14 protein-coding genes are annotated in these 14,229 nt (G+C 70.8%); 6 read left to right on the top strand and 8 right to left on the bottom strand.

The window, feature by feature from the left end:
* Positions 1–40 precede the first annotated feature (40 nt).
* Complete coding sequence (locus tag AB5J53_RS07990; RefSeq protein ID WP_369244909.1) at positions 41–1,267, top strand: acyl-CoA dehydrogenase family protein; 1,227 nt, start codon at positions 41–43, stop codon at positions 1,265–1,267.
* A gap of 96 nt (positions 1,268–1,363) precedes the next feature.
* On the opposite strand, the gene AB5J53_RS07985 is transcribed toward AB5J53_RS07990, so the two are convergent.
* From AB5J53_RS07985 to AB5J53_RS07975, 3 genes are read right to left on the bottom strand one after another with little or no spacing between them, the layout of a single operon-like run.
* Complete coding sequence (locus AB5J53_RS07985) at positions 1,364–1,885, bottom strand: cupin domain-containing protein (protein ID WP_369244908.1); 522 nt, start codon at positions 1,883–1,885, stop codon at positions 1,364–1,366.
* Positions 1,886–1,892: 7 nt separating this feature from the next.
* Positions 1,893–3,107 carry a cytochrome P450 gene (locus AB5J53_RS07980; protein WP_369244907.1) on the bottom strand — a complete coding sequence of 405 codons (1,215 nt, stop codon included), beginning with the start codon at positions 3,105–3,107 and terminating at the stop codon, positions 1,893–1,895.
* A gap of 5 nt (positions 3,108–3,112) precedes the next feature.
* Positions 3,113–4,177 (bottom strand): type III polyketide synthase, encoded by a 1,065-nt coding sequence (locus AB5J53_RS07975; RefSeq protein WP_369244906.1) that lies wholly within the window; start codon positions 4,175–4,177, stop codon positions 3,113–3,115.
* Positions 4,178–4,349: 172 nt separating this feature from the next.
* On the opposite strand from AB5J53_RS07975, the gene AB5J53_RS07970 reads away from it, so the two are divergent.
* Positions 4,350–5,045, top strand: coding sequence for a transcriptional regulator (locus tag AB5J53_RS07970; protein WP_369244905.1), 696 nt, complete (start codon positions 4,350–4,352; stop codon positions 5,043–5,045).
* A gap of 52 nt (positions 5,046–5,097) precedes the next feature.
* Here AB5J53_RS07970 and AB5J53_RS07965 read toward each other — a convergent pair whose 3' ends face one another.
* The 5 genes from AB5J53_RS07965 to AB5J53_RS07945 all read right to left on the bottom strand — a co-directional run bounded on the left by AB5J53_RS07965 (position 5,098) and on the right by AB5J53_RS07945 (position 10,080).
* A complete protein-coding gene (locus tag AB5J53_RS07965) occupies positions 5,098–5,337 on the bottom strand; it encodes a DUF6213 family protein (RefSeq protein ID WP_362014975.1) in 240 nt (79 codons plus the stop codon).
* 25 nt (positions 5,338–5,362) lie between these two features.
* Complete coding sequence (locus AB5J53_RS07960; protein ID WP_369244904.1) at positions 5,363–6,757, bottom strand: NADP-dependent succinic semialdehyde dehydrogenase; 1,395 nt, start codon at positions 6,755–6,757, stop codon at positions 5,363–5,365.
* Between the two features lie 126 nt (positions 6,758–6,883).
* Complete coding sequence (locus AB5J53_RS07955; protein ID WP_369252106.1) at positions 6,884–7,324, bottom strand: NUDIX domain-containing protein; 441 nt, start codon at positions 7,322–7,324, stop codon at positions 6,884–6,886.
* A gap of 20 nt (positions 7,325–7,344) precedes the next feature.
* Positions 7,345–8,883 (bottom strand): ATP-dependent DNA ligase, encoded by a 1,539-nt coding sequence (locus AB5J53_RS07950; protein WP_369244903.1) that lies wholly within the window; start codon positions 8,881–8,883, stop codon positions 7,345–7,347.
* 252 nt (positions 8,884–9,135) lie between these two features.
* Positions 9,136–10,080: an NAD(P)/FAD-dependent oxidoreductase gene (locus AB5J53_RS07945; protein ID WP_369244902.1), complete on the bottom strand. Its 945-nt coding sequence runs from the start codon at positions 10,078–10,080 to the stop codon at positions 9,136–9,138.
* A gap of 77 nt (positions 10,081–10,157) precedes the next feature.
* On the opposite strand from AB5J53_RS07945, the gene AB5J53_RS07940 reads away from it, so the two are divergent.
* The 4 genes from AB5J53_RS07940 to AB5J53_RS07925 all read left to right on the top strand — a co-directional run bounded on the left by AB5J53_RS07940 (position 10,158) and on the right by AB5J53_RS07925 (position 14,098).
* The gene (locus AB5J53_RS07940) at positions 10,158–10,751 is read left to right on the top strand and encodes a helix-turn-helix domain-containing protein (protein WP_369244901.1); all 594 of its coding nucleotides are present in this window, start codon (positions 10,158–10,160) and stop codon (positions 10,749–10,751) included.
* A gap of 106 nt (positions 10,752–10,857) precedes the next feature.
* Entirely contained in the window at positions 10,858–11,835 is a 978-nt protein-coding gene (locus tag AB5J53_RS07935; protein WP_369244900.1) for an NADPH:quinone oxidoreductase family protein, read from the top strand.
* Positions 11,832–13,013: an acyl-CoA dehydrogenase family protein gene (locus AB5J53_RS07930; protein ID WP_369244899.1), complete on the top strand. Its 1,182-nt coding sequence runs from the start codon at positions 11,832–11,834 to the stop codon at positions 13,011–13,013. Before AB5J53_RS07935 ends, AB5J53_RS07930 begins: the two co-directional genes overlap by 4 nt.
* Positions 13,010–14,098 carry an acyl-CoA dehydrogenase family protein gene (locus tag AB5J53_RS07925; protein WP_369244898.1) on the top strand — a complete coding sequence of 363 codons (1,089 nt, stop codon included), beginning with the start codon at positions 13,010–13,012 and terminating at the stop codon, positions 14,096–14,098. Before AB5J53_RS07930 ends, AB5J53_RS07925 begins: the two co-directional genes overlap by 4 nt.
* Positions 14,099–14,229: the final 131 nt, after the last annotated feature.

The following is a 14,229-nucleotide window of genomic DNA, read 5'->3' as shown; positions in this document are numbered from 1 at the left end:
GTTACCGCAAGTAACACTTTAGTGCAGCGCTGGAGGGGACATGGCCGAGTTCACCATGGAGCTCAACGACGAACAGAAGGAGGTCCGGGACTGGCTGCACGGCTTCGCCGCCGATGTGATCCGCCCCGCGGCCGCCGAATGGGACGAGCGCGAAGAGACTCCCTGGCCGGTCATCCAGGAGGCCGCGAAGGTCGGCATCTACTCCCTGGACTTCTACGCCCAGCAGTACTTCGACCCCACCGGCCTCGGCATACCGATGGCCATGGAGGAGCTGTTCTGGGGTGACGCGGGCATCGCCCTCTCCATCGTCGGCACCGGCCTCGCCGCCGTGGGCGTCCTCGCCAACGGCACCGAGGAACAGATCGGCACCTGGATCCCCCAGATGTACGGCGATGCCAACGATGTCAAGGTCGCGGCCTTCTGCTCCTCCGAGCCCGACGCCGGTTCCGACGTCGCCTCCATGCGCACGCGTGCCGTCTACGACGAGGCCAAGGACGAGTGGGTCCTGAACGGCACGAAGACCTGGGCGACCAACGGCGGCATAGCCAACGTCCACGTGGTCGTGGCCGTGGTCGATGCCGAACTGGGTTCCAAGGGCCACGCCTCCTTCATCGTCCCGCCGAACACGCCGGGCCTCTCGCAGGGTCAGAAGTTCAAGAAGCACGGCATCCGCGCCTCGCACACCGCCGAGGTCGTCCTGGAGAACGTCCGCATCCCCGGCTCCTGCCTTCTCGGCGGCAAGGAGAAGCTCGACGAGCGCCTGGCCCGTGCCCGTGAGCGCGCCAAGGCGGGCGGCGAGCGCGTGAAGAACGCCGCGATGGCGACGTTCGAGGCGAGCCGCCCGGCGGTGGGTGCCATGGCGGTGGGTACCGCTCGGGCCGCGTACGAGGTTGCCCTCGACTACGCGAAGACGCGTGAGCAGTTCGGGCGGCCGATCATCGACAACCAGGGTGTCGCGTTCCAGCTCGCCGACATGCGGACGTCGATCGACGCGGCGCGGTTGCTCGTGTGGCGCGCCTCCTGGATGGCGGTCAACGGCAAGCCGTTCACCGCGGCCGAGGGGTCCATGTCGAAGTTGTTCGCCAGTGAGACGGCGAAGAAGGTGACCGCGCAGGCGATCCAGATCCTCGGTGGCAACGGGTACACCCGGGAGTACCCCGTGGAGCGGATGCACCGGGATGCGGCCATCTACACGATCTTTGAGGGGACGAGCGAGGTTCAGCGACTGGTGATCGCGCGGACGTTGTCCGGGATGCCCATCCGGTAGAGGTCCCACGCGGGCTGCGGGCCGTATGTGGCCGGTGGCGCCCACGCGGCGGAGCCGCACAATGTCACAGCCTCGTGCCCTGAAGGGCGCTTCACCTCATCGGTGTTTGAGTGGCGTGAGTTGCTCGATGTCGTACCTGGCCCTCAGCTCCTCGATCGCCGCATGGTCGGGCGGCCCCCCCGACCCGAGGATCTCCAGGAGTTCCTCGAAGTACCGCTCGTGGTCCGGGGGCGGTGACGCCTGGAAGAACATCTTGGCCTGGGTCTCCGTGGGGTTGGAGAAGGCGTGCGGGCAGCCCGGGGGTACGACGATGACCGTGCCGGGGGTTGCCCGCACCACCCGGCTGCCCGAGCTGGACTCCCACTTCTGCCAGTGGTCGGGGGTCCGTACGCGCGGCTCGAAGGCGAGCACGTCCAGTTCGCCTTCGAGCACGTAGAACAGCTCCTCGCTGCGCGTGTGCACATGGGCGCCGACGTCGAAGCCGGGCGGCACGAGCACCTCGAAGGTGGACGCCGTGCGCGAGTGCGAGCCGGTCACCTTGAACGTCACGTGTTGCGCGGGCGTCTGCACGACGCGGCCGTGCCCCGGCGGCACGAGCAGCCCTTCGGTCGTGGTCATCGGCCGCTCACCACGTCACGGGCAGGGCCTCGGGGCCACGGATCAACGCGCCCTTCCTGAAGGGAACTTGATCCGGCGGTACGGCGAGCCGCAGCCCCGGCATCCGGTCGAGCAGCGCGTCGACCATGAGCTCGGACTCCAACCTGGCCAGCATCCCGCCCGGGCAGTAGTGCGGGCCGGAGCCGAACGCCACGTGCGGATTGGGGGTGCGTGTGAAGTCGATGGTCTCCGGGTCCGGGAAGACGTCCGGGTCGCGGTTCGCGGCCAGGTACGACACGTAGATCGCGTCGCCCGCCCGGATCCGTACGCCTCTGATCTCCACGTCCTCCATCGCGATCCGCGACAGCCCGACCGCGTTGCGGTGCGGGATGTAGCGGAGCAGCTCGTCGATGGCCCGGGGGCGGATCTCCGGCTCGGCCCGCAGCCGTTCGGCCAGGTCCGGGCGGGCCAGCAGGATGTAGAACAGCTGGCCGCTGTTGTTGGTGACCGCCTCGCCGCCGATCTGGAGGAGGACGGCGAACCCGACGGCCTCCTCCGGTGCGATCTCGCCTTGGCCCACGGCGGCGCCCAGCAGCGAGGTGACGTACTCGCCGGTGCTGTCGCGCCGATCGCCGATGAGCTTCGCGAAGTACGCGCTCATCTCGTTCTTGGCCCTCTCGCTGACTTCCGCACCGTGCGAGGAGGACAGGATCAGCTGGGTCCAGGTGTGCATGGCCTGCCGGTCGGTGGCAGGAACGCCCATCAGCTCGCAGATGACCGCGATGGGGAAGGGGCTCAGGACCGTCGCGGTGAGGTCGGCGGGCGGCCCGTCCTGGAGCAGCTCGTCCACCAGCTCGTCGAGCATTCGCCGGGACTTCTCCCGCACCCGCTCCACGCCGCGCGCCGTGAAGGCGGCGGCCACCGCCCGGCGCAGCCGGGTGTGGTCGGGCGGATCCAGGAAGCCCACCGCGCCGCGGTCCGGGATGAAGTGCGGGGCGAGCCGGGTGACCTCCCGGTCCATGACCGCCTCACGGCTGAACCGGGCGTCGTTGGCCACCATGCGCACGTCGTCGTACCGCGTCACCAGCCACGCCCAGCCCTCGCCGTTGGACAGGTGGATCCGGGTGACCGGGCCCTCCCGCATGAGCTCGGTGAGGACCGGGTCGAAGTCCACGCCGGTCAGGTCGAGGGCCGGCCAGGGGCGGACGGGTGGCAGTGCTTCGGCGATGGTGTCTTCGCTCATGCCCGTCACACCGTCTCGTCGCTCGCGTCGTGCCAGCTGCCCAGCGCCATCTCGGCGGTGATGCCGGGGCCGAATCCCGCGAGCAGTCCGCGCGCGGCGTGCTCGGCGCCGCCCTCCTCGAACAGCCGGCGCAGCGCGTCCAGAACGACGGCGCTGGCGATGTTGCCGTACTCGGTGAGGGTGGCCCGGCTGAACCGGAAGGCCTCGGGCGGTACTTCGAGGTACTTGCTGAGGTCGTCGAGGATCCTGGGGCCGCCCGCGTGGATGATGTAGAAGTCCAGGTCGGAGGCGTCCCAGCCGTGCTGCCGCGCGAGGGCGTGGAGCGCGGGGGCGAGGGGTTCCATCGTCCCGGGCACCCGTTTGTCGAGCAGGAAGTGGAAGCCCGTGGCCCGGACGTCGTACATGATCCACTCTTCGGTCTTGGGGATCAGGTACGAGCCGTTGCGCTCCAGCTTGATGCCGGTGCCGCCCTTGCCGCGGACGACCGCGGCGGCGATGCCGTCGCCGAAGAGTCCGTTGGAGAGCAGCGAGCCGACACCGAGGTCGGTCGGCTGGTAGCAGAGCGAGCAGAACTCGCAGGCCACGATGAGAGCGTTGGCGTCCGGGTACGCCTTGCAGAAGTCGTGTGCCCGGTTGATCGCGGCACCGCCGGCCGCGCAGCCCAGCTGGGCTATGGGTATCTGCCGGGTGTCACTGCCGAAGTCCATCGAGTTGATCAGCCAGGCAGTGAGCGAGGGCATCATGAACCCGGTGCACGACACGTAGATGATCACGTCGATGTCGGTGGTGAGCAGCTCGGCGTCGTCCAGCGCCCGCTGCACCACCGCGGGGACGCGGGCCTTGGCCTCGCTCTCGTAGACCTTGTTCCGCTCCTCGAAGCCCGGGTGCTTCAGTGTCTCCTCGATGGGCTGCACGATGTGCCGGGTGGCGACGCCCGTGTTCTCGATCAGGCGCAGCGCCAGAGGCAATTGTGGGTGGTCGGCGTGACGGGAGCGGCACAGCTCCAGCGTCTCCTCCATCGTGATGACATGTTCCGGAACCGAGACCGAGGGTCTGCACAAAGTCGCCATGGAGCACGCCTTCTTTCCGCCTTCCGGGGAACTCTTCGTCCTCCGGTGGTCCACCCACGATCACCCGGCTGCGCTCGGATATCGCGTCGGATTACTCCATTCCGGGGAACTTTGGGATGGCGTGGGACCCTGGTGGAAAGGGCCCCGGGACCGTCGAACCGAAGGAGCAGCGATGACGCGGACGGCCAGGGAACTGCTGGAGAGCACGACCGGGAAACTCGCCCCGGACCCGCACGCCAACAGGCTTCTGCCCCTGATCGCCCGGGGCGCGGCGCGGCGCTCGACCCTCGCCGCACTCGCCCTCGAGCAGCGCCATGTGATCGCCGCGGACCGCCGGGCGTTCCTGCGTCTGGCCGAACGGTCCGCGGCCGGCACCGAGGCCGCGGCAGCCGCGCCGGAGAGCGCCGCCTTCTTCGAAATGCTCGCGGAGGGTGAAGCCCTGGCCCAGGATCGGCTCGGTGCGTACGCCGCCGCGGTCGGGGCCGACGAGGCATGGGCGGCCGCGTACGAACCGCTCGAGGACTGCCAGACCTATCCCGCATACGTCGCCTGGCTCGCCCTGAACGGTTCACCGGCCGACGTCGTGCTCGCGCTCAGCGCCAACTTCGCGGCATGGGGCGGCTATTGCGCGACGATCGCCCAGTCCCTGCGCCGCCACTACGGCTTCGCCGACGAGGCCTGCGCCTTCTTCGACTTCTTCGCCGAGCCCGCGCCGGACCTGGAGCTGAAGGCGCAGGCAGCGGTGCAGGCGGGAATCGACACCGGACAGATTTCGCAAGACGCGGTGCTCCGCTACGGGCGGCTGCTCCAGGCCTACGAGGCGAAGTTCTGGCACGCCCTGTGGGAGCTCGACCAGCGGGTGGCGTAGAGAGCGACCGGACCCGCCGTGAACAGGTCTGCGGGGAAGCCCTGACGCATGGTCAGTCGGCCGTCGTCCCACTGCTGTGCGCGATGCAGGCCACGTCGATGCGGTCGGCGAGCTTGGCGAGTTCGATCGTGAGCGCCGCCACCGTGTCCTCGTCGAGCCCGTCCTGGCCGGCCTCCACCAGATGCAGCCACCGGCCGCCCACCGTGCGCAGCAGCTTGCTGACGTCGGCGGCCGCCACCTGCAACGTGCCGCGGTCGTCGACGATCAGAGGCAGGGTCACTTCGCGGTTCACAGAGGGGATCGTAGCTGCGGAACGCTCACGCTCCGTGCCATACGGTGGTGATGTTGCAGAACTCGCGGATTCCGTGCTCCGACAGCTCACGCCCGTAGCCGGATCGCTTCACCCCGCCGAACGGGAACGCCGGGTGGGACGCCGTCATCCCGTTGACGTACACGCCGCCCGCCTCCAGATCACGGACGAACCGGTCCACGTCGGTCCCGTCGCGCGTCCAGACGTTCGAACTGAGCCCGAACGGGGTGTCGTTGGCGAGGGCCACCGCCGCGTCCAGGTCGGCCGCGCGGTAGAGCGTGGCGACGGGCCCGAAGGCCTCCTCCTGGTGGATGCGCATCTCGGGGGTGATGTCGGTCAGGATGGTCGGCGCGTAGTACCAGCCGCGGTCCCGGAAGCCTTCGGGGCGTTCGCCGCCGCACAGGACGGTCGCGCCGCTCTCCACCGCGTCGTCGACCAGCTCCTGAAGGTCGCTGCGGCCCTGCTCGGTGGAGAGCGGACCGATGTCCGTCTCCTCGTCCAGCGGGTCGCCCACCTTCAGGGCCCGCATGCCCGCCGTGAACCGCTCGGTGAAGGCGTCGAACACGTCGGTGTGCACGATGAACCGCTTGGCGGCGATGCACGACTGCCCGTTGTTCTGTACACGCGCCGTCACGGCGATCTTCGCGGCCCGGTCGAGGTCGGCGGACGGCATGACGACGAAGGGGTCGCTGCCGCCCAGCTCCAGGACCGTCTTCTTGACCTCGTCCCCGGCGACCGAGGCGACCGCCCGGCCCGCCGGTTCACTCCCCGTGAGCGTGGCCGCCTTGACGCGCGGGTCGCGCAGGACGTCCTCGACGGCGCCCGAGCCGATCAGCAGCGTCTGGAAGCAGCCCTCGGGGAAGCCCGCCCGGCGGAACAGTTCCTCCAGGTAGAGGGCGGTCTGCGGCACGTTCGAGGCGTGCTTGAGCAGGCCTACGTTGCCCGCCATCAGCGCGGGCGCGGCGAACCGGATCACCTGCCACAGCGGGAAGTTCCACGGCATGACGGCCAGCACCGGGCCCAGCGGCCGGTAGCGCACGAGGACGCGGGAGGCACCGGAGTCCTTGACGTCGGAGTCGGCCGGCTCCTCGTCGGCGAGCAGCCCCTGGGCGTGGTCGGCGTACCAGCGCATCGCCTTCGCGCATTTGGCTGCCTCCGCACGCGCCTGCTTGACAGGCTTGCCCATCTCCGTGGTCATCACCCGGCCGATGTCCTGCTGCTCCTCGTCGAGCAGGTCGGCGGCCCTGTGCAGCAGCCGCGCCCGCTCGGCGAAGGACGTGGTGCGATGGGTACGGAACGCGGCTTCGGCGGCCGCGAGCCTGCGCTCGATCTCTTCGGCGCCCAGGGCGTCGTACGTCTTGAGCGTCTCGCCGTTCGCCGGGTTCACCGTTGCGATAGGCATGGCCGACCTCCTGTATACGGGCTGTGCTTCGACCCTCCCGCGCGGCGCGGTGCGGCGCAACGCGGAAGGCTGTCCCTCGTGGGACGAGGCGCTCGGGCGGGTGCCCCGGACCCGCGGCCCGATGTCTCAGCCCGAGTGCTCCGCGAGCCGGTCGAGAAACTCCGCCTGCGCCTTCACGATCACCGCCCGGGCGCGGTCCAGGTCGAACCACTCCACCCGGTCCAGCTCGGGGAACTCCTGCCGCCGTCCCGATTTCGGCGGCCACTCCATCTCGAAGGTGCCGGGGACGACGGTCGCCGGGTCGAGATCGGCCTCGACCGCCCAGGCCGTGACGACCTTGCCGTTGGTCTGTGTGACCTCGCCCAGCGGGACGGCCTCGCCCTCGGGCGGCGGCAGCCCCAGTTCCTCCTGGAACTCGCGGCGTGCCGCGTCCCAGGCGGCCTCGTCGGGCTCGTACTCGCCCTTGGGCACGGTCCAGGCCCCGGCGTCGCGCCGCGCGAAGAACGGCCCACCCATATGGCCGAGCAACACCTCCAGACCGCGGTCGGTGTGCCGGAACAACAACATCCCGGCGCTCCGCTTCCCGCTCACGGGGTGACCTCCGGGTGCGCGGCGAGCAGTGTTGCGACGGTGTCGGCCTCGGCCGGGGTCTTGTCCTCGCGGTAGCGCACGACACGGGCGAAGCGGAGAGTGACGCCGGCCGGGTAGCGGGTGGATTTCTGCAGACCGTCGTACGCGATCTCGACGACGAGTTCCGGTCGTACGGTCACCACGTAGCCGTTGTCCTCGACGGCGAGCTCCTGGAGACGCTCGGTCTGCCAGGTGAGCATCGCGTCGGTCATGCCCTTGAACGTCTTGCCGAGCATCGCGAAGGACCCGTCCGCGTTGCGCGCGCCGAGGTGCAGGTTGGACAGCTTGCCGGTGCGCCTCCCGTGACCCCACTCGGCCGCCAGGACCACCAGGTCTAGGGTGTGCACGGGCTTGACCTTCAGCCAGGAGGCGCCGCGCCGGCCCGCGCTGTAGGGGGCGTCGAGGGCCTTGACCACGACGCCTTCGTGGCCGCGTTTCAGGGTGTCGGCGAGGAACCGCTCCGCCGCGGTGAGGTCCGTGGGGCCGTCCACGAGCGTGCGCCGCACCCGCATCGGCTCGGGGACCAGCCGCGCCAGCTCCGCGTGCCGCTCGGTGAACGGCAGATCGAGCAGATCCTGGCCGTCGACGGACAGCGCGTCGAAGAAGACGGGGGAGACGGGCACGGTCTTCGCGGCCGTCGCCACGTCCACGCGCGAGCCCACGCGCCCGGCCGTCTCCTGGAAGGAGCGCGGCCGCCCGTCCTCGTCCAGCGCGATCACCTCGCCGTCCAGGATGAATCGCTCGCCCTTCAACTCCATCGCCGCGGACGTGAGTTCGGGCAGACGGTCGGTGATGTCGTCGAGGGTGCGGGTGTAGATCCGTACGTCGTCGCCGTCGCGGTGGACTTGTACGCGGATGCCGTCGAGCTTCTCCTCGACGGCGCACGCGCCCAGCTTCTCGACCGCTTCGGAGACGGACCCCGCCGTGTGCGCCAGCATCGGCAGCACCGGTCGGCCGATGGTGAGCCGGAAGTCGTCGAGCGCCTGCGGGCCGTGGGACAGCAGTGCCTGTGCCACCGTCTGCAGCGAGCCGGCGAGCATCACCGCTCGTCGTACGTCCGCGCCGGGCGCGCCGGTGGCCTCGGCGAGACCCTCGACGGCGACCGCGTCCAGTGCGCCCTGCCGTACCTCGCCGCTGATCAGCCCGAACAGCAAGCGCTGCTCGTCCTCGGTGGCCGCCGCCATCAACTCGCCCACCAGGCGCGCCCGTTCGGCCTGCGAGCCGGCGCCGGTGACCGTGCCCAGTTCCGACAGCCGGGCGTCCACCTCCCGCACCGTGAGGGAAGGCTCCGGCGCCGGAGGGACCGGCCGGCTGAGGATCTTCCAGCCGATGCCGAGCCGCCCCTGTGGCAGGCGGCCCGCCAGATACGGGATGACGATCGGCACGTCGTCCGCCTCCGCGTCCCGGAACAGCTCGGCGAGCAACGCGATCTTCCGGGATCGCGCCGAGGTGGCGGCGACCTCCTGGGACACATGAGCGAGCCGGCTCAGCAGCATGCAGCCATGGTGCAACGCGGACGCCGGGTCCACACCCGTACGGGCACGGTTTCAGGGGCTCACCCGTACGGGCTCGGTCGGGTCCACAGCCGTACGCGCGCGGACCGGGTTCACAGCCGTACGGGCCCGGACCGGGGCCAGATTCGTACAGGCACGGTCCGGCTCCACGCGCGTACAGATACGGCGGGGGTCCAGGGCCTGTCCCGCGGATCATGTCGGAGACGCGGAGACGCGGAGACGCGGAGACAGGCCCTAGTTCTGCCCCCGCTCGACGGCGGCGTCGAGGTCCGCGAGCAGCAGCTCTCCGTTGAGCGTTGCCGCGGCCCGGTATCCGCCGCTCGCCGCGTTCACGACCTGCTCCGCGAAGCCGATCGCGTTTCCCGCCGCCCAGACGCCGGGCACGGTCGTCAGTCCCGTCTCGTCGACCACGGGATACGTGCCGAACGGCGTCTCCCGCAGCTCGGCGCCCAGCCGCTCGAACAGGCCGGTGCGCGGGACGGCGCGGGGCGCGACGAACAGCACCGAGCGGTCGTGTGCCGTGCCGTCCGCCAGGCGCACGCCGGTCAGCCGGTCGCCGTCGACCACCAGTCCCGCGACCTCGCCGGGCACGACGGCGACACCGGCCGCGGCGAGCCTGCGTCGATCCTCGTCCGACAGCTCGTCCTCGCCGACCGTGTGCAGGAACAGCGTCACGTCCTTCGACCACTGGCTCACCATCAGCGCCTGGTGCACGCTCATCGGCGTAGTGGCCAGCACGCCGAAGGCCTCGTCGCGGACCTCCCAGCCGTGGCAGTACGGGCAGTGCACGACGTCCCGTCCGAAGCGCTCGGCGACGCCGGGTACCGACGGCAGCTCGTCGGCCAGGCCGGTGGTGACGACCAGCCGGCGCGCGTGCACCGTGGGCCCGGTCGCCAAGGCGACGTCGAACTCCCCGGCGTCGTCACGGACGACGTCCACCGCGCGGTCCCGGACGAGCTCGACCCCGTACCCCTCGATCTCGCGCCGTCCCTCGGCGAGGAACTCGGCGGGCGGCATGCCGTCCCGGGTCAGATAGCCCTGCATGTGCGCGGCGGGCGCGTTGCGCGGTTCGCCCGCGTCGACGACGAGCGTGCGGCGCCGGGCGCGCCCCAGCACGAGCGCGGCAGACAGCCCCGCCGCGCCGCCGCCGATGACTACCGCTTCGTATGTCTCGGTCATGGTGACCACCTCCACGGAGAAGGTCGCCCGACCGCGGCCGAATTGACAAATGGCTTTGCTGATTCTGCAATATTGCCATGAGTGATGACGCGGAGACGAGCCAGACGGACGAGGTGCTGGCCGAGGTCGGGCCGCGACTGCGGCGGATCCGGAAGGAGCGGGGCGCCACGCTCGCGGGGTTGTCCGAGGCGACCGGCATCTCCGTGAGCACGCTGTCGCGTCTGGAGTCCGGGCTGCGCAAACCCAGCCTGGAGCTGCTGCTGCCGATCGCCCGCGCCCACCGAGTGCCTCTCGACGAGCTGGTCGGGGCGCCTGAGGTGGGTGATCCGCGGGTGCGGTCCAAGCCGATCGTGATGCACGGCCGTACGCACTGGCCGCTCACCCGGCAGCCCGGCGGACTCCAGGCGTTCAAGGTGCTCGAACCCCAGCGGTCGATGGAACCGGAACCGCGCACACACGAGGGCTACGAGTGGCTCTACGTGCTCTCCGGGCGGCTGCGGCTCGTGCTCGGCGAGCATGACGTGGTGCTCGGTCCCGGGGAGGCCGCCGAGTTCGACACCCGCGTACCGCACTGGTTCGGGTCGACGGGGGAGGGGCCTGTGGAGTTTCTGAGCCTGTTCGGGCCGCAGGGGGAGCGGATGCATGTGCGGGCCCGCCCCGCCCGGTCGTAGGGGGCCCGGTCGTCGCGTGACGGACGCGACTGTTCCCTGATGGGCAAGCGACCGCTTAGTATGCGGTCGAGCCCGATCAGACAGAGCAGTCCCGTGGAGGCCCCGCATGCAGGCATGGCAAGTGCACGAGCTCGGCGAGCCGAGTGAGGTGATGCAGCTCCAGGAAGTGGAGCGTCCGCAGCCCGGCGAGGGCCAGGTCCTGCTCAAGGTGCGCGCGGCGAACATCAACTTCCCGGACGCGCTGATGTGCCGGGGGCACTACCAGGTCAGGCCCCCGCTGCCGTTCACGCCCGGCGTGGAGATCTGCGGCGAGACCGAGGACGGGCGCCGTGTGCTCGCCAATCCCGCGCTGCCGTCCGGCGGATTCGCCGAGTACGCCGTCGCGGACGCCGCAGCGCTGCTGCCCGCGCCCGACGCCCTCGACGACGCCGAGGCGGCCGCCCTGCACATCGGCTACCAGACGGGGTGGTTCGGTCTGCACCGGCGCGCCGGGCTGGAAGCCGGCGAGACGCTGCTCGTCCACGCTGCCGCCGGAGGGGTCGGCAGCGCGGCCGTGCAGCTCGGAAAGGCGGCCGGCGCGAACGTCATCGGCGTGGTCGGCGGGGCCGACAAGGCAGCCGTGGCACGGGAGCTGGGCTGCGACGTCGTCATCGACCGGCGTACGCAGGACGTCGTCGCCGCGGTGAAGGAGGCGACCGGCGGCCGGGGCGCCGACGTGATCTACGACCCGGTCGGCGGCGCGGCATACGCCCAGTCCGCCAAGGTCGTCGCCTTCGAGGGCCGGATCGTCGTCGTGGGCTTCGCGAGCGGAACGATCCCCAGCCCGGCGCTGAACCACGCCCTCGTGAAGAACTACTCGATCCTCGGCCTGCACTGGGGCCTGTACAACACCAAGAACCCGAAGCTGGTCCAGCACTGCCACGAGCGGCTCACCGAACTGGCCGCGCGGGGTGCGATCAAGCCGCTGGTGAGCGAGCGGGTGCCGCTGAGCGGTGCCGCGGCGGCCGTGCAGCGGGTCGCCGACGGTGTCACCACGGGGCGTGTCGCCGTGGTGCCCTCCCTCGAGAACGGAGCAGCCGCATGACCGACTCCGCTGAACTGCGCCGCCGCACACAGGAGTTGCTTGCGGCACATCCGCCGGCGACGACCGAGCGGGTGGACTTCCTGAAGGCCCGTTTCGACGCGGGCCTCGCCTGGGTGCACTACCCCGAAGGCCTCGGCGGACTCGGCGCCCCGCGCACCCTCCAGGCCGTCGTGGACGCCGAGCTGGAGGCCGCGGGCGCGCCCGACAACGACCCGCGGCGCATCGGCATCGGCCTCGGCATGGCCGCGCCGACGATCCTGCGCTATGGCACCGAGGAGCAGCAGCAGCGGTACCTCAGGCCCCTGTGGACGGGCGAGGAGGTCTGGTGCCAGCTGTTCAGCGAGCCGGGCGCCGGCTCCGACCTGGCCGCGCTCGGCACCCGCGCCGTGCGGGAGGGCGACGACTGGGTGGTCAACGGGCAGAAGGTGTGGACGTCCAGCGCCCACCTCGCCCGCTGGGCCATCCTCATCGCCCGCACCGACCCGGACGTGCCCAAGCACGCCGGCATCACGTACTTCATCTGCGACATGACCGACCCCGGCGTCGAGGTCCGCCCGCTGCGGCAGATCACCGGCGAGGCCGAGTTCAACGAGGTCTTCCTCACCGACGTCCGCGTCCCCGACTCCCAGCGCCTCGGCGAGGTCGGCGACGGCTGGCGGGTCGCGCAGACCACGCTGAACAACGAACGCGTCGCCATCGGCGGCATGCGGCTGCCCCGTGAGGGCGGCATGATCGGCCCGGTCTCGAAGACCTGGCGCGAGCGCCCGGAGCTGCGCACGCACGACCTGCATCAGCGCCTGCTCAAGCTGTGGGTCGAGGCCGAGGTCGCCCGGCTCACCGGCGAACGCCTGCGCCAGCAGCTCGCTGTCGGCCAGCCCGGCCCCGAGGGCGCCGGCATGAAGCTCGCCTTCGCCCGTCTCAACCAGGAGATCAGCGGCCTGGAGGTCGAACTCCTCGGTGAGGAGGGCCTGCTGTACGAGGACTGGACGATGCGCCGGCCGGAACTGGTCGACTTCACCGGCCGCGACGCCGGCTACCGCTACCTCCGTTCCAAGGGCAACAGCATCGAGGGCGGGACCAGCGAGATCCTGCTCAACATCGTCGCCGAACGCGTCCTGGGACTGCCGTCCGAGCCGCGCACCGACAAGGACGTCGCCTGGAAGGACCTGGCTCGATGACCGATCTGCTCTACTCGGAGGAGGAAGAGGCGCTGCGCGCCGCCGTCCGCGACCTCCTCACCGACCACTGCGACGCGCCGGGCGTCATCGCCCGCACGGAATCCGGCACAGCGCACGACCCCGCGCTGTGGAAGGCACTCTCGGACGGGATGGGCCTGGCGGGTCTGCTCGTGCCCGAGTCGCTGGGCGGCCAGGGCGCCTCCCACCGCGAAGTCGCCGTGGTCCTGGAGGAGCTGGGGCGCGCGGTCGCTCCCGTGCCGTATCTGACGAGCGCCGTCGTCGCTACGGAGGCGCTGCTGGCCTGCGAGGGCGAGGCGGCCGCCCAGCTGCTGACGGGGCTTGCCTCCGGCCGTACGATCGGGGTGCTCGCCGTCTCCTTCGCGACGGCTCCTGGCGTGGTGTTCAAAGCCGTACGCCATGAAAACGGTTCCCTGCACGGGGAGTTGACCGGGATCGCGGACGCGGCGGCCGCCGATGTGCTGCTGGTTCCGGCGGAGGACGGCGCGCTGTACGCGGTGAACGCGGATGCGGTGACGATCACTCCGCAGGTGTCCCTGGACCTGACCCGGCCGGTCGCGAAGGTCACCTTCGACGGGGCGCGTGCGCTGCTGGTGACCTCCGACGCCTCTGCGGCCGTACGACGTGCCCTGCGCGCCGGTGCCGGCCTCCTGTCTTCCGAGCAACTCGGCCTCGCCGACTGGTCATTGACGGAAACGGTCCGCTATCTGAAGGAGCGCAAGCAGTTCAACCGACCCGTCGGCGGCTTCCAGGCGCTCAAGCACCGGCTGGCCCAGCTGTGGCTGGAGGTCGTCAACACGCGTGCCGCGGCCCGCAATGCGGCCGACGCGCTCGCCACCGGCGGCGAGGACGTCGACGTGGCGGTCGCCGTCGCCCAGGCGTACGCGGCACCGGTCGCCGTCCATGCCGCCGAGGAGGCGCTCCAGTTGCACGCCGGGATCGGCATGACCTGGGAGCACCCCGTGCACCTGTACCTGAAGCGGGCGAAGGCGGACTCGATCGCGTACGGCACGGCGGGCGCCCACCGCGAGGCGCTGGCCAAACTGGTCGACCTCCAGGCGCCCTGACGCAACACCCGCTGACCAACACCCGCTGACGCAACAACTGCTGACGCACACCCGTGATAAGCCCGCCCCAACCGGGGCGGGCTTTTCCGTGCGCGCTGCTCCGACGAAGTGAACGCACAGCGGCAGTCCGG

The sequence above is a fragment of the Streptomyces sp. R41 genome (genome assembly GCF_041053055.1).
Taxonomy (GTDB): Bacteria; Actinomycetota; Actinomycetes; order Streptomycetales; family Streptomycetaceae; genus Streptomyces.
Note: the sequence above shows the minus strand (reverse complement) of the source record. Positions and strands in the feature narration are given on the sequence as shown.

Coding starts and splice junctions, on each gene's coding strand:
- AB5J53_RS07975 (WP_369244906.1), bottom strand. CDS start 4,177: ATGGCGACTTTGTGCAGACCCTCGGTCTCGGTTCCGGAACATGTCATC.
- AB5J53_RS07985 (WP_369244908.1), bottom strand. CDS start 1,885: ATGACCACGACCGAAGGGCTGCTCGTGCCGCCGGGGCACGGCCGCGTC.
- AB5J53_RS07970 (WP_369244905.1), top strand. CDS start 4,350: ATGACGCGGACGGCCAGGGAACTGCTGGAGAGCACGACCGGGAAACTC.
- AB5J53_RS07950 (WP_369244903.1), bottom strand. CDS start 8,883: ATGCTGCTGAGCCGGCTCGCTCATGTGTCCCAGGAGGTCGCCGCCACC.
- AB5J53_RS07935 (WP_369244900.1), top strand. CDS start 10,858: ATGCAGGCATGGCAAGTGCACGAGCTCGGCGAGCCGAGTGAGGTGATG.
- AB5J53_RS07960 (WP_369244904.1), bottom strand. CDS start 6,757: ATGCCTATCGCAACGGTGAACCCGGCGAACGGCGAGACGCTCAAGACG.
- AB5J53_RS07980 (WP_369244907.1), bottom strand. CDS start 3,107: ATGAGCGAAGACACCATCGCCGAAGCACTGCCACCCGTCCGCCCCTGG.
- AB5J53_RS07955 (WP_369252106.1), bottom strand. CDS start 7,324: ATGTTGTTGTTCCGGCACACCGACCGCGGTCTGGAGGTGTTGCTCGGC.
- AB5J53_RS07930 (WP_369244899.1), top strand. CDS start 11,832: ATGACCGACTCCGCTGAACTGCGCCGCCGCACACAGGAGTTGCTTGCG.
- AB5J53_RS07940 (WP_369244901.1), top strand. CDS start 10,158: ATGAGTGATGACGCGGAGACGAGCCAGACGGACGAGGTGCTGGCCGAG.
- AB5J53_RS07990 (WP_369244909.1), top strand. CDS start 41: ATGGCCGAGTTCACCATGGAGCTCAACGACGAACAGAAGGAGGTCCGG.
- AB5J53_RS07925 (WP_369244898.1), top strand. CDS start 13,010: ATGACCGATCTGCTCTACTCGGAGGAGGAAGAGGCGCTGCGCGCCGCC.
- AB5J53_RS07945 (WP_369244902.1), bottom strand. CDS start 10,080: ATGACCGAGACATACGAAGCGGTAGTCATCGGCGGCGGCGCGGCGGGG.